This window comes from Pseudomonas sp. NFACC24-1, assembly GCF_900115235.1.
GTDB lineage: Bacteria > Pseudomonadota > Gammaproteobacteria > Pseudomonadales > Pseudomonadaceae > Aquipseudomonas > Aquipseudomonas fluorescens_AA.
This window is the reverse complement of sequence record NZ_FOVS01000001.1, coordinates 352,557-373,946: the sequence shown is the minus strand read 5'-3', so window position 1 is coordinate 373,946 and position 21,390 is coordinate 352,557. Positions and strand designations below refer to the sequence as shown.

Here is a 21,390-nt window from a genome sequence, read left to right as displayed (position 1 = left end):
TGCAAGAGCATTATGCAAAGCAGCAGCAATCTATTTCCTGTCGCCCTGATCAGCGCCGAGCGGCGCGGTGATCTGAGCGAAGATGTCTATCGCTTGAAACCCGGCAACAGCCCGGACTACAGCGTCGAACTGGCCGTGACCCGGCTGGGCATGGCCGATGCCGGCCAGACCCGCGGCGTCCCGGTGATCCTGTTGCACGGCAGTTTTTCCAACCGGCGCTTCTGGTATTCACCCAAGGGCCTGGGCCTGGGGGCGTACCTGGCACGCCAGGGGTTCGATGTCTGGATCCCCGAGATGCGCGGCCATGGGCTCTCCCAGCGCAACCAGGGCTATCGCCACAATCGAGTGGCCGACTACGCCCGCTACGACTTGCCGGCCATTGGCGCCTTCGTGCGTGAGCAGAGCGGGCAGGTTCCTCACTGGATCGGTCATTCCCTGGGGGGAATTACCCTGGCAGCAGCCTTGGGCGGCCACTACCTGGGCGAGCCTGCCGTGGCGTCGGCGGCATTTTTCGGCACCCAGGTCAGCCGCACCTACTGGCCGCTGAAAATTCCGCCGGTGGAATGGAGCGGTCGCTTCATTCTCAAGCGCTTTGCCCAATTGTCCGGCTCGAGGCTCAAGCGTGGCCCAGAGGACGAGCCCATCGGCCTGGCCCTGGAAAGCATGCGTTGGTACGGTTTGTTCGGGCGTTTCGGCGATGCCGAGAAGAACTGGTGGGCCGGGTTGGCCGATGTCCAGTTACCTGTACTGGCGGTGAGTGCCGCGGGTGATCACCAGGACCCGACCTGGGCTTGCCGCAAACTTTTCGATCAGATCGGCTCCGCGTGCAAGCAGTTTGTCTGCCTGGGCCGGGGACAGGGGTTCACTGACGATTTCGGCCATGTCGAGATGCTGGTCAGCAAGGCCGCTCACCTTGAGGTCTGGCCGTTGGTGGCGCGTTGGCTCGAGGATCAACAGGCCCCCTTGCTGGCAGAACAGCCCCAGTTGGCCGAGGCGGTTTGAGGCGAAGGCTCTGACAAGGGCATTTCGCTCTGTTCGGCTTGCGGCTAAGATATGACGCTTCAAGCAGTTCCAGTCACAAACGGTTGCTCATTCAGTCTGACGTTCCAACCTTTCAGGAGTTGTTCGATGAACCATTACCTTACGCCCGACCTGTGCGACGCCTACCCGGAACTGGTGCAGGTGTTGGAACCGATGTTCAGCAATTTCGGTGGCCGCGATTCCTTCGGCGGCGAAATCGTGACCATCAAGTGCTTCGAGGACAACTCGCGGGTCAAGGAGCAGGTTGAACTCAAGGGCAACGGCAAGGTGCTGGTGGTCGACGGCGGCGGTTCCCTGCGCCGGGCACTGCTGGGGGACATGCTGGCGGAAAAAGCCGCGAAAAATGGCTGGGAAGGGCTGGTGATCTACGGTTGCATCCGCGACGTCGACGTTATCGCCCAGACCGACCTCGGGGTCCAGGCCCTGGCCAGCCATCCGATGAAGACCGACAAGCGCGGCATCGGCGATCTCAATGTGGCGGTGACCTTTGCCGGCGTGACGTTCCGCCCGGGCGAGTATGTCTATGCCGACAACAACGGCGTGATCGTTTCGCCAAGCCCGCTGAAAATGCCTGAATGAAGCGCCACAGCCATAAGGGATGAGGATGTTCGAGGAAGAAAACGCGCAATGGGGGCTGGTGCATGCCCTGGTGCTGGACGGTAAAGGCGGCGCGCGTTCCATAGCCCGGACCGAACTCGACGATTTGCAGCTGCAGGCCCACGAAAGCCTGTGGCTGCACTGGGATCGCAGTCATCCGCAAACCCACACCTGGCTGCGCAAATCCAGCGGTCTGAGCGAATTCAACTGCGACCTGCTGCTCGAAGAGAACACCCGGCCGCGCTTGTTGCCGTTGCCCAACGCCGAACTGCTGCTGTTCCTGCGGGGGATCAACCTCAACCCGGGTGCCGAGCCGGAAGACATGGTGTCGGTCCGGATCTTCGCGTCCGCCCAGCGGGTGATCTCCCTGCGCCTGCGTCCGTTGCGCGCCACCGATGAACTGTTGGCGCAACTGGCCGAGGGCAAGGGGCCGAAAACGGCCTCTGAACTCATCCTTTATATGGCGCAATACCTCACCAACAAGGTGCAGGACCTGGTCACTTGCCTGTCCGAAATCGTCGATGGCGAGGAAGAAAAGCTTGATACTGACGAACGGTATACCCCCGAGCACGACGCCATTTTGCACATCCGTCGCAGGGCCGCCGGACTCAAGCGATTCCTGGCGCCGCAGCGGGACATTTTCGGCCAGATGACGCGGCTCAAGCTGCCCTGGTTTTTTGATGACGACGGCGACTATTGGAACGAATTGAACAACAGCCTGACCCGTTACCTCGAGGAGCTGGAATTGACTCGAGAGCGCGTAGGGCTTGTGCTGGAGGCCGAGGACCGGCGCCTTTCGGTACGCATGAACCGCACCATGTACCGCTTCGGCATCGTCACCGGGATTTTCCTGCCAATGAGTTTTCTCACCGGCCTTTTGGGTATCAACGTCGGCGGCATTCCGTTTTCCGAAAGCCCCTACGGTTTTATGTTCGCGTGCCTGCTGATGATCTGCGTGGCACTGGGGCAGTGGTGGTTGTTCCGCCGTTTGCGCTGGGTATGACAGGGGTTTCATGTGACCCGACGAAATTTGATCGCGTCTTCCACAGACATCACGAGAGGTGCGTATGCACGATCCGTTTGAACAGTCTTTGCGCGACATGCTCAAGGCTTCGCCGTCCAGCCGGGACGACGATGCATGCCTGGGACGTGTACTGAAAACCGCCAACCGCCAGGTCGGCGCGGGCGATCTGTTCAGCCTGCTGGGCCGCTGGTTGCCCGCGCTGATGATCGCCTTGAATAACGGATCGGCCCATGTCTCGCCGGTTTCCCGCCGTAAACCTGTTACTCGCACCGCTGATAAGGCTGATTGAATATGGAACTTGATCTCTGGACCCAGAGCCTCGTCACGGCAATGACTGCGTTGTGGACCAAGGTAGCCAACTTCATCCCGAACCTCTTCGGGGCGCTGGTGGTGCTGTTGCTGGGTTTTGTCGTGGCCAAGCTGCTGGACACGCTGCTGTCCAAGCTGCTCGCCAAGCTGGGCCTCGATCGCCTGATGGGCGGCACCGGCCTGACCAAATTGCTGTCCCGTGGCGGCATCCAGGTGCCGATCTCGACCCTGGTCGGCAAGATCGTCTATTGGTTCGTATTGCTGATTTTTTTGGTTTCCGCAGCAGAATCCCTTGGCCTTGAGCGAGTTTCAGCTACGCTCGATATGCTTGCATTGTATTTGCCGAAGGTTTTTGGTGCCGCGCTGGTGTTGCTGGTGGGTGTCCTGCTGGCACAACTGGCCAATGGGCTGGTACGCGGTGCGGCCGAAGGCGTCGGGCTGGACTATGCCGCTGGCGTGGGGCGTATCGCCCAGGGCCTGGTGATTATCATCAGTATTTCGGTGGCGATCAGTCAGTTGGAGGTCAAGACCGACCTGCTCAACCACGTGATCGTGATCGTATTGATTACCGTTGGTCTGGCGGTTGCGCTGGCAATGGGATTGGGAAGCCGGGAAATCGCCGGTCAGATTCTTGCGGGAATCTATGTGCGTGAATTGTATGAGGTTGGGCAACAAGTGCGTGTTGGCGAGGTCGAAGGCCAGATCGAGGAGATCGGCACGGTGAAAACCACATTGCTGACCGAGGAGGGCGAGTTGGTGTCGCTTTCCAATCGGATCCTGCTGGAACAGCATGTGAGTAGCCGCTAACCCGGCAAATCCTGCTAATGTATGCCGCCGCGAAATGCCTGCTAGCACAGGCTGCGGCGCACATTGACCTAGACTGTCGGCCCGACTTGTTTTGAACAAACCCCAATCGCTATCCACGCGCTACGACCCCCGTGATCTCTCCGATGAGGAGTTGGTCGCGCGCGCGCATACGGAGCTGTTCCACGTAACACGCGCCTATGAAGAGTTGATGCGTCGCTACCAGAGAACTTTATTTAACGTTTGTGCGCGTTATCTCGGGAACGATCGTGATGCTGACGATGTCTGTCAGGAGGTGATGTTGAAGGTGCTGTATGGCCTGAAGAACTTCGAGGGGAAATCGAAGTTCAAGACCTGGCTCTACAGCATCACGTACAACGAATGCATCACGCAGTATCGCAAGGAACGGCGAAAGCGTCGCTTGATGGACGCGTTGAGCCTGGATCCTCTCGAGGAAGCGTCGGAAGATAAGGCGCCCAAGCCCGAGGAAAAGGGTGGGCTCGATCGCTGGCTGGTCTATGTAAACCCGATCGACCGGGAGATTCTGGTGCTACGATTTGTCGCAGAGCTGGAATTCCAGGAGATCGCAGACATCATGCACATGGGTTTGAGCGCGACAAAAATGCGTTACAAGCGCGCTCTCGACAAATTGCGTGAGAAATTTGCGGGCATTGCTGAAACTTAGTTCGGCGCAAATATCTCTTACGCGTAGGCAAGTTCTGATAGACTTGCCGCCGAGTTGTCCCCCGGTTTGCGGGACTGCTTCACAATCACCAGATGGGGATTTAACGGATGAAACTGAAAAACACCTTGGGCTTTGCCATTGGTTCTTTGATTGCTGCCACTTCGTTCGGCGCTCTGGCACAAGGCCAAGGCGCAGTTGAAATCGAAGGCTTCGCCAAGAAAGAACAATTCGACAGCGCTCGTAACTTCAAGAACAACGGCAACCTGTTCGGCGGTTCGGTTGGTTACTTTCTGACCGACGACGTTGAACTGCGTCTGGCCTACGACGAAGTGCACAACGCACGTACCGACGACGGCACTAACGTCAAGGGCGCCAACACCGCTCTGGACGCCCTGTACCACTTCAACAACCCAGGCGACATGCTGCGTCCTTATGTTTCGGCCGGTTTCTCCGACCAGAGCATCGACCAGAATGGCAGCAACGGTCGTAACCGTTCTACCTTCGCCAACGTTGGTGGCGGCGCCAAGCTGTATTTCACCGAGAATTTCTACGCCCGTGCCGGCGTTGAAGCTCAGTACAACATCGACCAGGGCGACACCGAGTGGGCGCCAAGCGTCGGTATCGGTGTGAACTTCGGTGGCGGCTCCAAGCCTGCTGCTGCTCCAGTTCCAGCTCCGGCTGAAGTCTGCTCCGACAGCGACAACGACGGCGTGTGCGACAACGTCGACAAGTGCCCTGACACCCCAGCCAACGTAACCGTTGACGCTGATGGCTGCCCAGCAGTTGCCGAAGTCGTTCGTGTTGAGCTGGACGTCAAGTTCGACTTCGACAAGTCGGTCGTCAAGCCTAACAGCTACGGCGACATCAAGAACCTGGCTGACTTCATGAAGCAGTACCCATCCACCACCACCACTGTTGAAGGTCACACTGACTCCGTCGGTCCTGACGCTTACAACCAGAAACTGTCCGAGCGTCGTGCAAACGCCGTTAAGCAAGTTCTGACCAACCAGTACGGTGTTGAATCGTCCCGCGTTCAGTCTGTTGGCTACGGCGAAACCCGCCCAGTTGCCGACAACGCCACTGAAGCTGGTCGTGCAGTTAACCGTCGCGTAGAAGCGCAGGTTGAAGCTCAAGCTAAGTAATTAGCCCACAGCTTTGGAAAAGCCCGGCCTAGGCCGGGCTTTTCTTTGCCTGGGATTTATGAAAATGAGGGGGGCGTTGCCGCAAGACAGTTGGTTAAACACAAAACCTGTGGGAGCGAGCTTGCTCGCGATAGCGGTGTGTCAGCCAGTATTGATGCTGCTGACCCGACGCTATCGCGAGCAAGCTCGCTCCCACATTAGGTTGGGTGATGTTTGTTACAGCGCCGAAGCCTGAACCCACGCAGGCTGTGATGCGGTGAGTTCGGCAGCACCGGCCACCGCGCCAATCACCAGGATCGCCGGGCTCTTGAGCTGGAAGGCGCAGGCATCGGCTTCCATCGAGGCCAGGTCGCTGCGGCAATCACGCTGGTGGGGCAGGGAGGCGTTTTCGATCATGGCCACGGGCGTGTTCGCCGCCAGGCCACCGGCCAGCAACTGCTCGCGGATCTCGCTCAGCTTCGCCACGCCCATGTACACCACCAGCGTCGTGCCGCTTTGGGCCAGGGCTTGCCAGTTCAGGTGGCTGCCGTCCTGGGTGTGGGCCGTGACGAGGGTCACGCCCCGGGCAATCCCGCGCAGGGTCAGTGGAATATCGCACTGGGTCGCCCCCGCGAGGCCGGCGGTGATGCCGTTGACCAGCTCCACCTCGACGCCATGCTCGCGCAACCACTGCGCCTCTTCGCCGCCACGGCCGAAGATGCACGGGTCACCGCCCTTGAGGCGCACCACGCATTTGCCCTGGCGGGCATAACGCAGCATCAGCCGATGAATGAAGGCCTGGGGGGTGGAGCGGCAGCCGCCGCGCTTGCCCACGGCAATGATGCGCGCAGCGGGGCAGTGTTCCAGCACCGCGGCATTGACCAGGTCGTCAATCAACACCACGTCGGCCTCGCCCAAGGCGCGTACGGCTTTGAGGGTCAGCAATTCAGGGTCACCGGGACCTGCACCCACCAGCCAGACTTTTGCGTTCATAGTGTTTTCCTCACGAGATAGCCGCCAGCGGTTGCGCAGTGGCAACCAGCAGGCGTTTGATTTCCGGTACGCAGGAACCGCATTGCGTGCCACAGCCCAATTCCTGTTTAAGCCCCTGCAAGTCCAAGCCCCGTTCAATGCCTGCGCAGATCGCACGCTGGCTGACGTTCATGCAGTTGCACAGCGTTTTGCTGCCACCCGTTGCGGCGCCGACATTGCCCGGCGGCGCGCTCAAAGGCGCCAGCAGCCAGCGCCGCAGTTGTTCATCGGCACGGCCTTCGAGCCAGAGGTTCTGCAGCCAGTGCCGAGCCAGGGTTTCGCCGGCCAGGCGAATGGCGGTGATGCGGCCGCTTTCGATGCGCACTCGTTTGCCGATGGCGCGACGCGGGTCGTCATAGGCCAGCACGGGCCCGTCGATCAGGTCCAATTGCTCGTCGATGGCCTGGAGCAGTTGCTGCTCGGGCGCGACGGCGCTGGCAGCGCGAATCAGCAACGCGGGACGCTCACGGCCGGTCAGGCTCAGGCTGACGTAGGAAAACGCCTCACACAGGGGACGCAGCGCCTCCAGATGCTGTTGAACATCGCCTTCGATCAAGGCAAAAAGCTGCCAAGGCAGGTTCACCGGTTCCAGGCGCACGCCGCTGTGCTTGAGTTCCGGTTGTTTCGACAAGGGGTCGAAAGCCGGTTGAGTCAGGGTATTCACACCGCCCTTGAGGAATCGATCACCCCAGTGCATGGGCAGGAACGCTTGGCCGGGGCGCACACTGTCGTCGCTGTCCACCGCCACGATCACGCTGCCGCGACGGCTCTTGAGGTTGACCAGATCGCCCGTTTGCAGGCGATGCCGCTGCAGTTCATCGGGATGCAGGCTGAGTACGGCTTCGTTCACATGACCAAACAGCTGCGCGGCGGTACCGGTACGGCTCATGCCGTGCCACTGGTCACGCAAGCGGCCCGTGTTGAGGGTCAATGGGTAGCGGGCGTCACGCAGTTCCTGGGCGGCGCGATAGGGATCGGCTACGAAACGCGCTCGGCCACTGTCGGTCGGGAAAATCCCGTCCACGTACAGACGCGTCGTCCCGACCGTGGCGCCATCCGGGAAGGGCCATTGCTGAGGGCCGAGCCGGTCGATCAGGGCATGGCTGATGCCGGACAAGTCCAGGTCGCGGCCACGGGTCAGCTGCTTGTATTCATCGAACAGTTGGGCCGGGGTATCGAAGGCGAACAGGCTGGGTTGGCCTGGGCGCAGACGTTTTTCCAGGCGTTGTGCGAAATCCACTGTGATTGCCCAGTCCGGCCGTGCTTCACCCGGTGCGCCGATGGCCCGACGGACGTGGGAAATACGCCGTTCGGAGTTGGTCACCGAGCCTTCTTTCTCGCCCCAGCTGGCTGCCGGCAGCAGCAGGTCGGCAAAGGCGGCGGTCTCGGTGGTCCGGAAGGCTTCCTGCAATACCACGAACGGACAGGCTTGCAGGGCCTCGCGTACCGCTGTCTGGTCCGGCATCGACTGGGCCGGGTTGGTGCAGGCGATCCACAAGGCCTTGATCTTGCCGCTGCGCACCTGCTCGAACAGCTCGATGGCGCTCAAGCCAGTGGTGGCGGGCAATTGCTCGACGCCCCAGTAACGGGCGACGTCGGCGCGGTGCTCCGGGTTGGCCGCTTCGCGGTGGCCCGGCAACAGGTTCGACAGGCTGCCGGTTTCCCGTCCGCCCATGGCATTGGGTTGGCCGGTCAGCGAGAAGGGCCCAGCACCCGGCCGGCCGATTTGCCCGGTGGCCAGGTGCAGGTTGATCAGTGCGCTGTTCTTGGCGCTGCCAGCGGTGGACTGGTTCAGGCCCATGCACCACAACGACAGGAAGCTTGGCGAGGTGCCGACCCATTCGGCGCACTGGTGCAGTTGTTCGACGCTGATGCCGCACAACTGGGCGACCATCGCCGGGGTGTAGTCGCGTACCAGGTTCTTCAAGTCCGCCAAACCTTCGGTATGGGCCTTGATGAAGTCGCGGTCGACCCAGTCTTCCCACAGCAGCAGGTGCAAAATCCCATGGAACAAGGCGACATCGGTGCCCGGCAGGATCGCCAGGTGCAGGTCCGCCAGGTCGCAGGTGTCGGTGCGCCGGGGATCGATGACGATGATTTTCATCTGCGGCCGGCGGGATTTGGCCTCTTCGAGGCGGCGAAAGAGGATGGGATGGGCGTAGGCCATGTTACTGCCGACGATCATCACGCAGTCGCTCAGTTCCAGGTCTTCGTAGCTGCAGGGCGGGGCGTCGGCGCCGAGGCTGCGCTTGTAGCCCACCACGGCAGAGGACATGCACAGCCGGGAATTGCTGTCGATGTTGTTGGTGCCCACCAGCGCCCGGGCGAGTTTATTGAAGGCGTAGTAATCCTCGGTCAGCAATTGGCCGGAGATATAGAACGCCACGCTGTCGGGGCCGTGCTCGGCGATGGTCGCCGCGAAGACACTGGCGGCGTGATCCAGGGCGCTGTCCCAGTCGGTGCGTGCCCGGGCCAGGCCTTTGCCCAGGCGCAGTTCCGGGTACAGGGCGCGGGCGGCGAGGTCGCCGGTCAGGTGCAGGGTGGACCCCTTGCTGCACAGTTTGCCGAAGTTGGCCGGGTGGGCAGGATCGCCGCTGACGCCGAGGATGCGCTCGCCGTCATGCTCGATCAGCACGCCGCAACCGACCCCGCAGTAACAGCAGGTCGAGGCAGTGATCTGGCGGTTCATCAGCTTGCGTCCCGCAGGGCCAACTGCACCCGGCCGTTTTCCACCCGGGCCGAATGATGATGGGCGCAGCCCACGTCGGGGGCCTGGGCCTGGCCGCTTTCCAGGTCGATCTGCCAGTTGTGCAGCGGGCAGGCCACGCGTTTGCCATAGACCAAGCCTTGGGACAGCGGGCCGCCCTTGTGGGGGCAACGGTCATCCAGGGCGAACACTTCATCGTCGCTGGTGCGGAAAATCGCGATATCGCCTTTGGGGCCATTGATGATGCGCGAACCGAGGATATTGATCTCTTCCAGTGCGCAGATATCCAACCAGTTCATGCCGGCACCTCCAGGTTTTTCACAGGGATGACCTCGAACTCTTTCTTCAACTGAGGCTGTTCCAGGCGTTGCTTCCAAGGGTCCTGCTCCAGCGACAGGGAAAACTTCAGGCGTTCGTGGAGGGCCTTGCGCCGATCGGGGTCTTCCAGCACGGCTTTCTTGATGTGCTCCATGCCAACCCGCTGCATGTAGTGCACAGTACGTTCGAGGTAGAAGGCTTCCTCGCGGTACAGCTGCAGGAAGGCGCCGTTGTATTCACGCACTTCCTCAGCGGTCTTGAGCTTGACGAAAAACTCGGCGACCTCGGTCTTGATCCCGCCGTTGCCACCGATGTACATCTCCCAGCCGGAGTCGACGCCGATAATGCCGACGTCCTTGATCCCGGCTTCCGAGCAGTTGCGTGGGCAACCGGAGACGGCCAGCTTCACCTTGTGGGGCGACCACATGTTGAACAGGTCGTGTTCCAGCTCGATGCCCAGTTGGGTCGAGTTCTGCGTGCCGAAGCGGCAGAACTCACTGCCCACGCAGGTCTTCACGGTGCGGATGGATTTGCCGTAGGCGTGGCCGGACGGCATGTCGAGGTCTTTCCAGACGCCGGGCAGGTCCTGCTTCTTGATCCCCAGCAAATCGATGCGCTGCCCGCCAGTGACCTTGACCATGGGTACGTTGTACTTGTCGGCCACGTCGGCGATGCGCCGCAGCTCGGAGGGGTTGGTCACGCCGCCCCACATCCGCGGGACGACCGAGTAGGTACCGTCTTTCTGGATGTTGGCGTGGGCGCGTTCGTTGATCAGGCGCGACTGCGGGTCGTCCTGGGCTTCGCCGGGCCAGGTGGAGATCAGGTAGTAGTTCAGCGCCGGGCGGCAGGTGGCGCAGCCGTTCGGGGTGCGCCAGTTCAGGTAGCTCATGGCCCCGGCGATGGTCAGCAGGTGCTGGTCGCGGATCGCCTGGCGGATCTGGCCGTGGTTGAGGTCGCTGCAACCGCAGATGGCTTTTTCGCTTTTCGGTTTGACGTCCGCCGCGCCACCCACGGTGTTGATCAGGATCTGCTCCACCAGGCCGGCGCAGGAACCGCAGGAGCTGGCGGCCTTGGTGTGTTTTTTCACGTCATCGACGCTGAACAGCCCGTGTTCCTGGATCGCCTTGACGATGGCGCCCTTGCACACGCCGTTGCAGCCGCAGACTTCGGCGCTGTCGGCCATGCTCATCGCCTTGTCCTGGCCTTGGTGGCCGACGTCGCCCAAAGCGTTCTCGCCGAACATCAGGTGATCGCGGATTTCGCCGATGGCGTGGTTTTCACGGATCTGGCGGAAATACCAACCGCCGTCCGCGGTATCGCCGTACAGGCAGGCACCGACCAGCACGTCGTCCTTGATCACCAGTTTTTTGTAGACGCCACCGATGGGGTCGGAAAGGGTGATGGTCTCGGTGCCTTCGCCGCCCATGAAGTCGCCGGCGGAGAACAGGTCGATGCCGGTGACTTTCAACTTGGTCGACGTGACCGAGCCCTTGTAAGTGGCGAAGCCCAGTTGGGCGAGGTGGTTGGCGCAGACCTTGGCCTGTTCGAACAGCGGTGCGACCAAACCGTAGGCGGTGCCGCGGTGGTTGGCGCATTCACCGATGGCGTAGATGCGCGGGTCGTAGGTTTGCATCGTGTCGTTGACCAGGATCCCACGGTTGCACGGGATGCCGGATTTTTCCGCCAGCGCGGTGTTGGGGCGGATGCCGGCGGCCATCACCACCAGGTCGGCGGGGATGATGTCGCCATTCTTGAACTGGACCGAGCCGACCCGGCCATTGCCGGCGTCGTGCAAGGCCTGGGTCTGCTCGCTGAGGCGGAATTTCAGGCCCCGGTTTTCCAGGGCGGTCTGCAGCAGTTGGCCGCTGGTCTTGTCCAGTTGCCGTTCCAGCAGCCATTCGCCCAGGTGCACCACGGTCACGTCCATGCCCCGCAGCTTCAAACCGTTGGCGGCTTCCAGGCCGAGCAGGCCGCCGCCGATGACCACGGCGTGCTTGTGGGTCTTGGCGGTGTCGATCATTGCCTGGGTGTCGGCGATGTCGCGGTAGCCGATCACGCCGTCCAGGGTGTTGCCGGGAATCGGCAGGATGAACGGGGTGGAGCCGGTGGCGATGAGCAGGCGGTCGTATTCGGCTTCGCTGCCGTCTTCGGCGATGACCCGGCGCTTGACCCGGTCGATTTCCACCACTTTGCGGTTGAGCAGCAGCTTGATGTTGTTGTCCAGGTACCAGCTCAGGTCGTTGAGCACGATCTCTTCGAACGTCTGCTCACCGGCCAGCACCGGCGAGAGCAGGATGCGGTTGTAGTTGGTGTGGGGCTCGGCACCGAACACCGTGATGTCGTACAGCTCGTTGCTCAGCTTGAGCAGTTCCTCGAGGGTTCGAACCCCGGCCATGCCGTTGCCGATCATTACCAGTTTGAGTTTTTTCATCAGGGTTCTCCGCAAGCCAGGTCCGTTTCGTCACGGCGATCGGACTGGCTCGGCAATTTTTACGAAAACAAAAAAAGGCGTCCCGCTAGCAAGCTAGCGAGGACGCCTTTGTCCTGGTCCCGTTCTCTCGGGAAGCACCGCCTTCATCGTTGGAGGCGTTGCTTTATGTATGGTGAGAGAGGTTATGCAGTGGTTGTGCCAAGTGGCTGGAAGGCGCGGGTTTATTGAGGGGGCAGGTGGATGAATGGAGTTGAAGAGGGATTTATTGCACCGAATCAAAGCGGGTTGCCCGGTAATGGAGCGTCTTTCAGGAGCAGTTGTATGGACGATCAGGCCTCCATCGCGAGCAAGCTCGCTCCCACACTGGATCTGCGGTGGATGCAAAACCTGTGGGAGCGAGCTTGCTCGCGATAGGCGCGACCGGATCTCAGCTGTGAAACACCAAAAACAGCAGCACAACATTCACCACCAACGACACCAGCGCCAACGTCCGCCAGACCTTCAGCGGTTCGCGCTCCAGCAATGGCCTGGGCCTTACGCTCAAGCTACGGCGCTCGCCCTGTTCCAGCAGCAACAGCCATTCCTCGGCGGTTTCAAAGCGCTGGCCCGGGTCCGCCGCGACGGCGCGTTCCAGGCTTTGCCCAAGCCATTCGGGCAGGTCCGGCCGATAGCGGCTGGCACTGACCGGCACACCGAAACGCGGGCGCTGGAAGGCTTCGATCTCGCCGTAGGGATAATGCCCGGTCAGCAGGAAATACACGGTCACGCCGACGGCATACAAATCCTGTTGCGCCGTGGGCGCGGTGCCGCCGAAGGCTTCCGGGGCGATGTAGCTGGGGGTGCCGGGCAGCACGTTGGCCTGGTCTTCGGACAGGCCCGGGCAATACGCCAACCCAAAGTCCAGCAAGCGCAATTCCCCGTCGTCGCCCAGATGCAGGTTTTCCGGCTTGATGTCGCGGTGGTAGATCTGCCTTCGATGCAACAGGCCCACGGCCCGCACCAGCCGTTGCGCCAGGTCCAGCCATTGCGCCAGGGGCAGCGGCCCGCCCTGGTTGAACAGCGCGGCCAGGGTCGCACCCGGGTATTCCCGCATCACATAGTACAAATGCTGCCGCTGGGGTACGCCATGGACCTCGGGAAACTGCCGCCCGGCGACCCGCTTGAGAAACCATTCCTCCGAGAGCAAGGCCTGTCCGGCCCGGGTATCGTCCCGTAGCTGCACGGGCAGGGTTTTCAGTAGCCAGGGTTGGCCTTGGCCGTCATGTACCCGGTAGAGCAACGATTGCTGGCTGTGGCCAAGCAGGCTTTCGATCTGCCAGCCCTCGAAGACTTGGCCCGATTTCAGCGCAGGCGGCAGGGGCCATTGCTGCAACTGGATCAGGGCATCGCCGATGCTGGCTTCGCCCAGTGCATCGACCCGCACCAGTAAGGCGCTGGCGTTGTCCTGGCTACCGGCCAGGTGCGCGGCATTGACCAGCGTCTGCGCGGCCAGGTCCAGGTCCGGCTGGTCGCGCAGGATGCCGGCGATGGCCGTGTCCCCGAGGACCGCCCAAACGCCGTCGCTGAGCAATACGAAGGTTTCGTCGGTGCGCAGTTCACCGTCGAGAAAGTCGAGGATCAGGTGTTGATCCAGGCCCAGAGCGCGCTTGAGCACATGTTGCATGCCCCGCTGTTCCCAGACGTGATCCTCGCTGACCCGTTGCAGGTGGTCGGCGTGCCAGCGGTAGACCCGGCAATCGCCGACATGCGCGAGGGTGAAGCGCCGGCCTCGCAGGACCAGCGCACTGACGGTGGTGAGCAGCGGTTGCCCGCCACCGTTGGCCTGCAGCCAGCGATTCTGTGCCAGTAGCAACCGGTCCAGTGCCTGGGCCACGCCCCAGGTTTGCGGCGTGGAGTAGTAGTCCAGGGCCAGGGCCTGCAAGGTCGAACGGGCGGCGAGCCCGCCATCGGCGCATTGGCTCACGCCGTCGGCGATGGCGAACAGGTAACCCTTGCTGGCGGCCAGGGCCGGGGCGGGGGTGACCAGGCGCAGGGCGTCCTGGTTTTCCTCCCGCGGGCCGATGGCACTGGCTTCGGCGAAGCTCAATTGCAGGCTCATGGTTGCAGGTTATACCCGAGCAGCGGTGACGGCGGCCGAACCCCAAGTGGTTCTCCAGCGACGCTTGACGCCGTGCAGGCCGAACCAGGCCAGGACACCGAGGCTGGCGAACATCCACAGGGCCAGTTGATAGCTGCCGGTGCTCTGCTTGATCGCGCCCATGCCGGCCGCCAGGGCGAAGCCACCGATGCCGCCGGCCATGCCGATCAGCCCGGTCATCACGCCGATTTCGCGACGGAAGCGTTGGGGCACCAGTTGGAACACCGCGCCGTTGCCCGCCCCCAAACCGAGCATGGTGCAGACGAACAGGGCCAGGGCCGCATAGGAACTTGGCAGGTTGAAGCCCACCGCCGCGATGCAGACTGCCGCTACGGTGTACATGCCCAGCAAGGTGCGGATGCCGCCGAAACGGTCCGCCAGGGCACCGCCCAAGGGCCGCATCAGGCTGCCACCGAAGACGCAGGCGGCGGTGTAATAGCCAGCGGTGACCGGGCTCAGGCCATATTGGTCGTTGAAGTAGCCGGGCAGGGCGCTGGCCAGGCCGATGAAACCGCCAAAGGTCACGCTATAGAAGAACATGAACCACCAGCTGTCACGATCGCCCAGGGCCTTGAGGTAGTCGGCCATGGATTTGGCTTTCGGCCGCTCGGGGGCGTTCTTGGCCAGCCAGGCGAAGAGGACCAGGGTCAGCACCAGGGGGATCAGCGCGAAGCCGAACACGTTGGTCCAGCCGAAGGCCACCGCCATCACCGGAGCGATCAACGCCGCGAGCACGGTGCCCGAGTTACCGGCGCCAGCGATGCCCATGGCCTTGCCCTGATGTTGTGGCGGATACCACTGGGACGCCAATGGCAGGGCCACGGCGAACGACGCGCCAGCCACGCCCAGGAACAAGCCGAGCAGCAGGGCTTGTTCGTAGCTGTGGATACCCAGTTTCCAGGCGCAGAACAGCGCACCGATCACAATCACCTGGCCGACCATGCCGGCGGTCTTCGGCGAAATCCGATCGGCCAGCAGGCCCATGAACAGCCGCAGTACGGCACCGGCCAGGATCGGCGTCGCCACCATCAGGCCGCGTTGTTGGGTGGTCAGGTGCAGGTCGGCGGAGATCTGCACCGCCAGTGGGCCGAGCAGGTACCAGACCATGAAACTCAGGTCGAAATAAAGGAAGGCCGCGAACAGTGTCGGGGTGTGGCCGGATTTCCAGAAGCTTGAATTCATCGCGCACCTCAGCTGTAAAAGTCTCGAGAAATGAGTCAGTGCTTAGAGCAGTGCGCCGTCTGTGGTCGCACCACCGGCTCCGAAGAGCCAAAACAAAAAACGCCGCAACCCGGATCGCCAGAGAGGCAAGGAGGGTGTGCGACGTCTTTGTCGTAGGTGGGGCAACCGCCGTTGGTTACCTGTGGGATTGCTTAAGCGAGATCTGTGCCAACAGTAGGGATTGGCGTGAGGGCTATCGCGAGCAAGCTCGCTCCCACAGTAGATTTTCAGGGGCCCTGAAACCTGTGGGAGCGGGCTTGCTCGCGAAGACGGTGGGTCAGTTGACATTAATGCTGGATGGTAAACCGCTTTCGCGAGCAAGCCCGCTCCCACAATGGAACTTCAGTGGCTACAGAACCTTGTGGGAGCGAGCTTGCTCGCGATGGCGCCAAGCCAGGCGCTACAAGGCTTTCAGCCGAGCAGCTCGTTCATGGCAATGATCTGCTCCGCCACCTGGATCAGCTTCTGCTGGCGGCTCATGGCCTGGCGGCGCATCAAGGTGTAGGCCTGTTCTTCGTTGCAGTCCTTCATCTTCATCAGCATGCCCTTGGCCAGTTCGATGCGCTTGCGTTCGGCCAGTTGCTGGTCCCGGGCCAGGAGTTGGGCGCGCAGGGCCTGGTCGCTTTCGAAGCGGGCCATGGCCACGTCGAGGATCGGTTGCAGGCGCGCGGCGTGGATGCCTTCGACGATGTAGGCACTGACGCCCGACTTGATCGCCTGGCGCATCACATTGGGGTCGTGCTCGTCGGTAAACATGACGATCGGTCGTGGTTGGTCGCGACTGACCAGCACCACTTGCTCCATCACATCGCGTCCGGGTGACTCGGTATCGATCAGGATCACATCCGGACGCACCGTTTCGACGCGCGCCGGCAGGTCTATGGTCAGGCCGGATTCGTCGATCACTTCGAAGCCGGCTTCAATCAGGGCGGCCTTGAGGCGGCCGACTTTTTTCGCGGTGTCGTTGATCAGCAGGATACGCAGCATGGTCGTGGCTCCTGTCAGCGGCTGGCGAGAAGGGGAGCCGCATCGCTCAAGGCGTGCAGTTTGAAGCTGCGGGCGTACCCGGCCGGGTCCGAGCCGTCCCAGGTGATGCCGTCGATCAGTTGGCTGCTGCGCATGTCCTGGCCCGGGGACGCGATGCCCAGTGCGCCAGCGGCTTCACGGTACAGCTTGAGCTGCTGGACATCTTTGGCCACGGCCAGGTAATCCGGGTCTTCGCGCAGCAGGCCCCAGCGACGGAACTGGGTCATGAACCACATGCCGTCGGACAGGTATGGCAGGTTCACCTCGCCATTGCCGTGGAAGCGCATGGCGTGGGGATCCTGCCAACTGTTGCCCAAGCCATCGGCGTAGATCCCCAGCAAGCGGGGCTCGATGCAGTCCAGCGGGGCGTCGAGGTATTCGGGTGCACTCAACAGTTGCGCGGTGCTGCGACGGTTTTCGCTGTTTTGTTCGATGAAGCGGCTGGCTTCGAGGATCGCCATCACCAAGGCCCGGGCGGTATTGGGGTATTGCTCGACGAACGCCCGGGTGCAGCCCAGGACTTTTTCCGGATGGTCGGGCCAGATGGTCTGGGTGGTTGCCAGGGTAAAACCGAGGTTCTGTTTCACCGCGCTGGCGCACCAGGGTTCGCCGACACAAAAGCCGTCGATGCGCCCGGCTTGCAGGTGCGCAATCATTTGCGGCGGCGGCACCACCACGCTGTCGACGTCCGACAAGGGGTGGATGCCCTGGGCGGCGAGCCAGTAATAGAGCCACATGGCGTGGGTGCCGGTGGGGAAGGTCTGGGCGAAGGTCAGTTTCGGGCGAGTTTGGTGCACGTGCCGTTCCAGTGCCTCAGGACTGGTCACGCCCTGGGCCTGCAAGCCATGGGACAGGTTGATGCTCTGGCCGTTCTGGTTAAGCCCCATCAGCACCGCCATGTCGGTCGGTGCGACCCCGCCGATGCCCAGGTGCACGGCGTAGACCAGGCCATACAGGCTGTGGGCGGCATCGATTTCACCGCTGACCAGTTTGTCCCGCAGGTTGGCCCAGGATGCCTGGCGCTTGAGGTTCAGGGTCAGGCCGTAGGGTTGGGCGAAGCCCTGGGTGGCGGCGACCACCACCGGGGCGCAGTCGCTCAGGGCCATGAAACCGAGGTTGACCGCGCTCTTTTCCGGGGCATCGCTGCCATTGACCCAGGCCAGGGGGTTGGCTGGAACTTCATTCATCGCGCTTCACCTTTACACATAAAAAACGCGCCGTGTCCGAGCCAAATGCCAGAGCCGGGCCGAAGACGCCGCCGTTGTCCCTTCAATCAGTCTGGCACTCATTTGGCCATCGGCATGGGCGCCGATGAACAGTAATGGTGCAAGGCATATGCCAGCCCGGCCCTCATCACCTTTCCATCAAGATTCCCGGCGTCGGGTCTTTCATCCTGTCGTTCCTTCCAACGCCACGTCGCAAAGGAGACGGTATGCAGGACCCATCAATTCGCGCCACGGCCTTGCCTGATCTGGGGGAACGCGTGCTGCACCTGCGCGTGGCCCAGGCTCCGGTTCAGTTGAGCGCTGCGCGGTTGGGCCGCAGCCACTGCCTGCCCGTCGGTTGGGAGGGGGTGTTGGTACAGAGCGATTCCCTGCGCTTCAGTGGCGGCAAGCTGCAGATCACGCCGGTGTGCGAAGCGACGCTGGTCAAGCTGCAGGCGTTCCTGGATATGAGCGATGCCCTGGTGGATGTCGGGCAACGGCTGGACGCGCTGCCATGGGCCTTGTTGCCGGTGGCCGGCGAAACCGTCCGCTCGCCCCAACGGCTCGAACGCTGGTACATCGGGCAAGCGATGGACGGCACCGAGGCCTATCACGCTGTCGCTCGCCTGTTGCGTCATCACGAGAGCTACGGGCTCGTGCGGTTTTTGCTGGAGCAAGGCACCCGTAGTGAAAAACTGACCACCCTGGCGCAGCGTTATGGCGTCTCGGTCTCGCATTTTCGCCGGCTCTGCCACCAGGCCCTGGGCAGCGCGGCCAAGCCGGCCTTGCGCGGTTGGCGCACGGCCCAGGCGTTGCTGAACATGAGCCTTGGAGACGGCTCGCTGACCGATGTCGCGCTGGAGTTCGGCTTTGCCTCTTCGTCACATTTCTCCAAGGAGATTCGCGAGCTGGTGGGTTTTACCCCCAGCAGCCTGGCCGATATCACCTACCTGCCAGGCAAGTGAGTCGATGATCCCTCGTTCGTTATCCCGGGTCCTGTTATCCCTCTGCTTGAACGGTGCGTGCCTGTTCGCCCCCGTTGCCGCGGCCGCCAATGTCTATACCTTCGAGGCCCGGGAACAGAGCGCACGCACGTTTTTCAGCGAGTTGTCCGGGTCCTTGGGCAAGCCGGTCATCGTCAGCAAGGCCGCAGCGGCCAAGCGCATTGGCGGGACGTTCGATCTGCGCACGCCGCAACGGACGTTCGAGCGAGTCAGCGCGCAGATGGGGTTGATCTGGTACAGCGATGGCCAGGCGATCTACCTGTATGACGCCTCGGAAATCAAGAGCGCGATGATGTCGTTGCAGACCTTGACCGTCGCCAAGCTCCAGGCGTTCCTCGGGCGTTCGGGCTTGCACGATGGGCGTTATCCGTTGCGCCACGACGGGCTGCGGACGTTCCATGTGTCGGGTCCGCCGATGTATGTCGACCTGGTAGTGCAGGCGGCCGGGTTGATGGATAACCAGCGCTCGGAACTGTTGCTGGGCAAGCAGCAGATTGGCGTCATCCATGTGCGCAACACCTTCGTCAGCGACCGCCAATATGAGCTGCGCGACGACAAGGTGACCATCCCCGGGCTGGCCACCGTGATCGAAGCGTTGCTGCGCGGCGAGCAGCAACAGGTCGAGCCGTCGGTGGCGCAAACCCCCGGACCGCGGCCGCGGGGGACGATGCCGGTGTTTCCCCTCGAAGGCCTGGCGAACACCTCTTCGGACCAGGACCCGACGGCCCCACGCATCATTGCGCGCGAGGTGGCCGCCGGCAACATTCGGGTGGTGGCCTACCCGGATACCAACAGCCTGCTGGTCAAGGGGCTGCCGGAGCAGGTGCGCTTCATCGAGAACCTGGTCAACGCCCTCGACACGCCGAAACGCCACGTCGAGTTGTCGCTGTGGATCATCGACCTGCACAAGGATGAGCTCAACCAGTTGGGCATCAACTGGCAGGGCGCGGTGAAGTCAGGCGGGCAGTTCAGCGCCTCGCTCAACGCCGGCTCGGCCACCACCCTCGACGGCGCCTCGTTCGTGACCCAGGTCATGGCGCTGGAACGTACCCACCGGGCGAACGTGGTCTCGCGACCGGTGATCCTGACGCAGGAAAACGTGCCGGCGATCTTCGACAACAACCGCACGTTCTACGCCCCACTGGTGGGGGAGCGCAGCGTCGATCTGCAGCACATCACCTACGGCACCCTGGTCAACGTGCTGCCGCGTTTCGCCCAGGCCGACGAGATCGAGATGTCGCTCAATATCGAGGACGGCAACGAAGTCGAGAATCCCGGCCGGGGTGAGCAGCCCAGTGCGTTGCCGACGGTCGGGCGTACCCGCATCAGTACCGTGGCGCGGGTGCCCCAGGGCAAGAGCCTGTTGGTGGGCGGCTTCACCCGTGACGATCACGGCGAGCAGATCGGCCGCGTGCCGGTGCTGGGGTCGATTCCGTGGATCGGCCGTTTGTTCAGCTATCGCCAGGGCCGCTCGGCCAACACGGTGCGGGTGTTTCTGATCCAGCCCAAGGAGATCCGCGACGCCCTTGAATCCACCACGGTGGAGTTGGGCATGCCATTGCTGACCCCTGAGCAACACGAGCGTGTGCGGCGAATGTACTTCCGGATGTCCGAGCAATGATCCTGCCACCGGTTTCCATGGGCGGTCGGGCGGCCCAGGCCCGGTTGAATGCCGAGAAGGCCGCCGAGCATCCACAACCGCAAGTCGACGCCGAGGCGACGCTGGACGACAGCGCAACGGCGGCCGTGGCGCAGCGCATCGTGCAGATCAGCGACGAGTTGTCGGCGGCGCTGACGCAGTTCCGTGCCCGACGGTTGTTCGAACTCAAGTCCGAGACCCTGACCGATACCTTCGAGCGCGTGCTGGAGGACGACACCGTGCCCAAGGCCCGCCAGGTGCTGGGTCTGGCGCGGCTGGCGGACAAGCCCGTGGCCTGGTTGCTGCAGATGGCGCGCCGCCTGTTCCCCGATGACAGCGACCTGGCGCTGGTGCTGCGGGCGTTGTTGCGCCGCCGCAACCTGGAAACCCACACCCGCCAACGCCTCGAAACACTCTTGCAGACGGTGGTTGCCCAAGGTTCCCCCAAGCGCATGAACGCCGGGATCAACGCCGCGCTCAAGGCCAGGATGTTCGGCAAGAGCATGGCCGTCAGGGCCGGGCTGTTGCGCGAGACCTACCGGGATTTTCTCGAGTCCGACGAAGGCCCGCTCGGTTGCTACCAGGACTGGATCGCCTTGTATGGCCCGGCACAGCGCATGAATGTGCTGGCCTTCATCGAAGCCGCGTTGCTCACCGACATCAGCGCCCAGGACCCCAGTTGCTCGCGCCTCGAGTTCGGCCAACTGTTGACCCGGGTGACCGACCTGAAGCGCCTGCGTTCGGCCGATGGGCTGTTTATCGGCGCCGTGCTCGGCGATGCACTGATCTGTCGGCACAACCCCCATGAGGCCGAATGGCTGGTGTTCCTGCTCGGCGTGTTGACCTACCCCGACGACCTCGACCAGCTGTTGCTCGGGGCGTTGGGCGAGCCGGTGCTGCTCAGTGCCCACCGCGAGCGTTCGACGTTGCTGCAAACCCTGCGGCGGCTCAGCCTGCAATTGCCGCCGCCGCTGTTTGCCGATGAAGAGGCGCCACAACGCCTGGCCATTCAGTTCACCCGCCTGGCCGACATCGCCTATGCCCACGAATGCATCGAACAGCGCCAGTGCGGCGGTCAACCATGATCTT

18 protein-coding genes are annotated in these 21,390 nt (G+C 62.6%); 10 read left to right on the top strand and 8 right to left on the bottom strand.

Annotated features, from left to right (window positions below; all coding sequences use genetic code 11):
• Positions 1 to 12: 12 nt before the first annotated feature.
• The 7 genes from BM317_RS01785 to BM317_RS01755 all read left to right on the top strand — a co-directional run bounded on the left by BM317_RS01785 (position 13) and on the right by BM317_RS01755 (position 5,602).
• The gene (locus BM317_RS01785) at positions 13 to 1,002 is read left to right on the top strand and encodes an alpha/beta fold hydrolase (RefSeq protein WP_092472877.1); all 990 of its coding nucleotides are present in this window, start codon (positions 13 to 15) and stop codon (positions 1,000 to 1,002) included.
• Between the two features lie 126 nt (positions 1,003 to 1,128).
• On the top strand, positions 1,129 to 1,620 hold the full coding sequence (gene rraA / locus BM317_RS01780) for a ribonuclease E activity regulator RraA (RefSeq protein ID WP_092166765.1): 492 nt from the start codon (positions 1,129 to 1,131) through the stop codon (positions 1,618 to 1,620).
• 25 nt (positions 1,621 to 1,645) lie between these two features.
• Positions 1,646 to 2,641, top strand: a complete 996-nt coding sequence (locus BM317_RS01775; protein WP_092166764.1) for a zinc transporter ZntB — start codon at positions 1,646 to 1,648, stop codon at positions 2,639 to 2,641.
• 64 nt (positions 2,642 to 2,705) lie between these two features.
• On the top strand, positions 2,706 to 2,951 hold the full coding sequence (locus BM317_RS01770) for a hypothetical protein (RefSeq protein WP_014337331.1): 246 nt from the start codon (positions 2,706 to 2,708) through the stop codon (positions 2,949 to 2,951).
• A 2-nt stretch (positions 2,952 to 2,953) separates the two neighbouring features.
• Positions 2,954 to 3,778 (top strand): mechanosensitive ion channel family protein, encoded by an 825-nt coding sequence (locus BM317_RS01765; RefSeq protein WP_003199523.1) that lies wholly within the window; start codon positions 2,954 to 2,956, stop codon positions 3,776 to 3,778.
• 91 nt (positions 3,779 to 3,869) lie between these two features.
• Positions 3,870 to 4,460 (top strand): RNA polymerase sigma factor SigX, encoded by a 591-nt coding sequence (sigX, locus tag BM317_RS01760; RefSeq protein ID WP_003183614.1) that lies wholly within the window; start codon positions 3,870 to 3,872, stop codon positions 4,458 to 4,460.
• A gap of 107 nt (positions 4,461 to 4,567) precedes the next feature.
• On the top strand, positions 4,568 to 5,602 hold the full coding sequence (locus tag BM317_RS01755) for an OmpA family protein (RefSeq protein WP_092166763.1): 1,035 nt from the start codon (positions 4,568 to 4,570) through the stop codon (positions 5,600 to 5,602).
• Between the two features lie 216 nt (positions 5,603 to 5,818).
• Here BM317_RS01755 and cobA read toward each other — a convergent pair whose 3' ends face one another.
• The 8 genes from cobA to BM317_RS01710 form a co-directional block, all read right to left on the bottom strand.
• Complete coding sequence (gene cobA, locus BM317_RS01750) at positions 5,819 to 6,574, bottom strand: uroporphyrinogen-III C-methyltransferase (protein WP_092472875.1); 756 nt, start codon at positions 6,572 to 6,574, stop codon at positions 5,819 to 5,821.
• A 10-nt stretch (positions 6,575 to 6,584) separates the two neighbouring features.
• Positions 6,585 to 9,302 (bottom strand): nitrate reductase, encoded by a 2,718-nt coding sequence (locus tag BM317_RS01745; protein WP_092472873.1) that lies wholly within the window; start codon positions 9,300 to 9,302, stop codon positions 6,585 to 6,587.
• On the bottom strand, positions 9,302 to 9,619 hold the full coding sequence (gene nirD / locus BM317_RS01740; protein ID WP_018605256.1) for a nitrite reductase small subunit NirD: 318 nt from the start codon (positions 9,617 to 9,619) through the stop codon (positions 9,302 to 9,304). Before nirD ends, BM317_RS01745 begins: the two co-directional genes overlap by 1 nt.
• Positions 9,616 to 12,069, bottom strand: coding sequence for a nitrite reductase large subunit NirB (nirB, locus tag BM317_RS01735; RefSeq protein WP_092472871.1), 2,454 nt, complete (start codon positions 12,067 to 12,069; stop codon positions 9,616 to 9,618). The genes nirD and nirB overlap by 4 nt, the downstream gene beginning before the upstream one ends.
• Positions 12,070 to 12,496: 427 nt before the next feature.
• Positions 12,497 to 14,167 carry a bifunctional protein-serine/threonine kinase/phosphatase gene (locus BM317_RS01730; RefSeq protein WP_092472869.1) on the bottom strand — a complete coding sequence of 557 codons (1,671 nt, stop codon included), beginning with the start codon at positions 14,165 to 14,167 and terminating at the stop codon, positions 12,497 to 12,499.
• 9 nt (positions 14,168 to 14,176) lie between these two features.
• The gene (locus BM317_RS01725) at positions 14,177 to 15,388 is read right to left on the bottom strand and encodes a nitrate/nitrite transporter (RefSeq protein ID WP_092166748.1); all 1,212 of its coding nucleotides are present in this window, start codon (positions 15,386 to 15,388) and stop codon (positions 14,177 to 14,179) included.
• A gap of 450 nt (positions 15,389 to 15,838) precedes the next feature.
• Positions 15,839 to 16,414 (bottom strand): ANTAR domain-containing response regulator, encoded by a 576-nt coding sequence (locus tag BM317_RS01715; RefSeq protein WP_060738484.1) that lies wholly within the window; start codon positions 16,412 to 16,414, stop codon positions 15,839 to 15,841.
• Positions 16,415 to 16,428: 14 nt separating this feature from the next.
• Positions 16,429 to 17,640: a CmpA/NrtA family ABC transporter substrate-binding protein gene (locus BM317_RS01710; RefSeq protein ID WP_092166744.1), complete on the bottom strand. Its 1,212-nt coding sequence runs from the start codon at positions 17,638 to 17,640 to the stop codon at positions 16,429 to 16,431.
• A 245-nt stretch (positions 17,641 to 17,885) separates the two neighbouring features.
• On the opposite strand from BM317_RS01710, the gene BM317_RS01705 reads away from it, so the two are divergent.
• From BM317_RS01705 to sctW, 3 genes are read left to right on the top strand one after another with little or no spacing between them, the layout of a single operon-like run.
• Entirely contained in the window at positions 17,886 to 18,623 is a 738-nt protein-coding gene (locus tag BM317_RS01705; RefSeq protein ID WP_092472865.1) for a helix-turn-helix domain-containing protein, read from the top strand.
• 4 nt (positions 18,624 to 18,627) lie between these two features.
• Positions 18,628 to 20,283, top strand: a complete 1,656-nt coding sequence (gene sctC / locus BM317_RS01700) for a type III secretion system outer membrane ring subunit SctC (RefSeq protein ID WP_092472863.1) — start codon at positions 18,628 to 18,630, stop codon at positions 20,281 to 20,283.
• The gene (gene sctW / locus BM317_RS01695; protein WP_092472861.1) at positions 20,280 to 21,386 is read left to right on the top strand and encodes a type III secretion system gatekeeper subunit SctW; all 1,107 of its coding nucleotides are present in this window, start codon (positions 20,280 to 20,282) and stop codon (positions 21,384 to 21,386) included. Before sctC ends, sctW begins: the two co-directional genes overlap by 4 nt.
• Positions 21,387 to 21,390: the final 4 nt, after the last annotated feature.

Coding starts and splice junctions, on each gene's coding strand:
- sctC (WP_092472863.1), top strand. CDS start 18,628: ATGATCCCTCGTTCGTTATCCCGGGTCCTGTTATCCCTCTGCTTGAAC.
- BM317_RS01725 (WP_092166748.1), bottom strand. CDS start 15,388: ATGAATTCAAGCTTCTGGAAATCCGGCCACACCCCGACACTGTTCGCG.
- BM317_RS01755 (WP_092166763.1), top strand. CDS start 4,568: ATGAAACTGAAAAACACCTTGGGCTTTGCCATTGGTTCTTTGATTGCT.
- nirD (WP_018605256.1), bottom strand. CDS start 9,619: ATGAACTGGTTGGATATCTGCGCACTGGAAGAGATCAATATCCTCGGT.
- BM317_RS01770 (WP_014337331.1), top strand. CDS start 2,706: ATGCACGATCCGTTTGAACAGTCTTTGCGCGACATGCTCAAGGCTTCG.
- BM317_RS01710 (WP_092166744.1), bottom strand. CDS start 17,640: ATGAATGAAGTTCCAGCCAACCCCCTGGCCTGGGTCAATGGCAGCGAT.
- sctW (WP_092472861.1), top strand. CDS start 20,280: ATGATCCTGCCACCGGTTTCCATGGGCGGTCGGGCGGCCCAGGCCCGG.
- BM317_RS01730 (WP_092472869.1), bottom strand. CDS start 14,167: ATGAGCCTGCAATTGAGCTTCGCCGAAGCCAGTGCCATCGGCCCGCGG.
- cobA (WP_092472875.1), bottom strand. CDS start 6,574: ATGAACGCAAAAGTCTGGCTGGTGGGTGCAGGTCCCGGTGACCCTGAA.
- BM317_RS01775 (WP_092166764.1), top strand. CDS start 1,646: ATGTTCGAGGAAGAAAACGCGCAATGGGGGCTGGTGCATGCCCTGGTG.
- BM317_RS01785 (WP_092472877.1), top strand. CDS start 13: ATGCAAAGCAGCAGCAATCTATTTCCTGTCGCCCTGATCAGCGCCGAG.
- rraA (WP_092166765.1), top strand. CDS start 1,129: ATGAACCATTACCTTACGCCCGACCTGTGCGACGCCTACCCGGAACTG.
- nirB (WP_092472871.1), bottom strand. CDS start 12,069: ATGAAAAAACTCAAACTGGTAATGATCGGCAACGGCATGGCCGGGGTT.
- BM317_RS01705 (WP_092472865.1), top strand. CDS start 17,886: ATGCAGGACCCATCAATTCGCGCCACGGCCTTGCCTGATCTGGGGGAA.
- BM317_RS01765 (WP_003199523.1), top strand. CDS start 2,954: ATGGAACTTGATCTCTGGACCCAGAGCCTCGTCACGGCAATGACTGCG.
- BM317_RS01715 (WP_060738484.1), bottom strand. CDS start 16,414: ATGCTGCGTATCCTGCTGATCAACGACACCGCGAAAAAAGTCGGCCGC.
- BM317_RS01745 (WP_092472873.1), bottom strand. CDS start 9,302: ATGAACCGCCAGATCACTGCCTCGACCTGCTGTTACTGCGGGGTCGGT.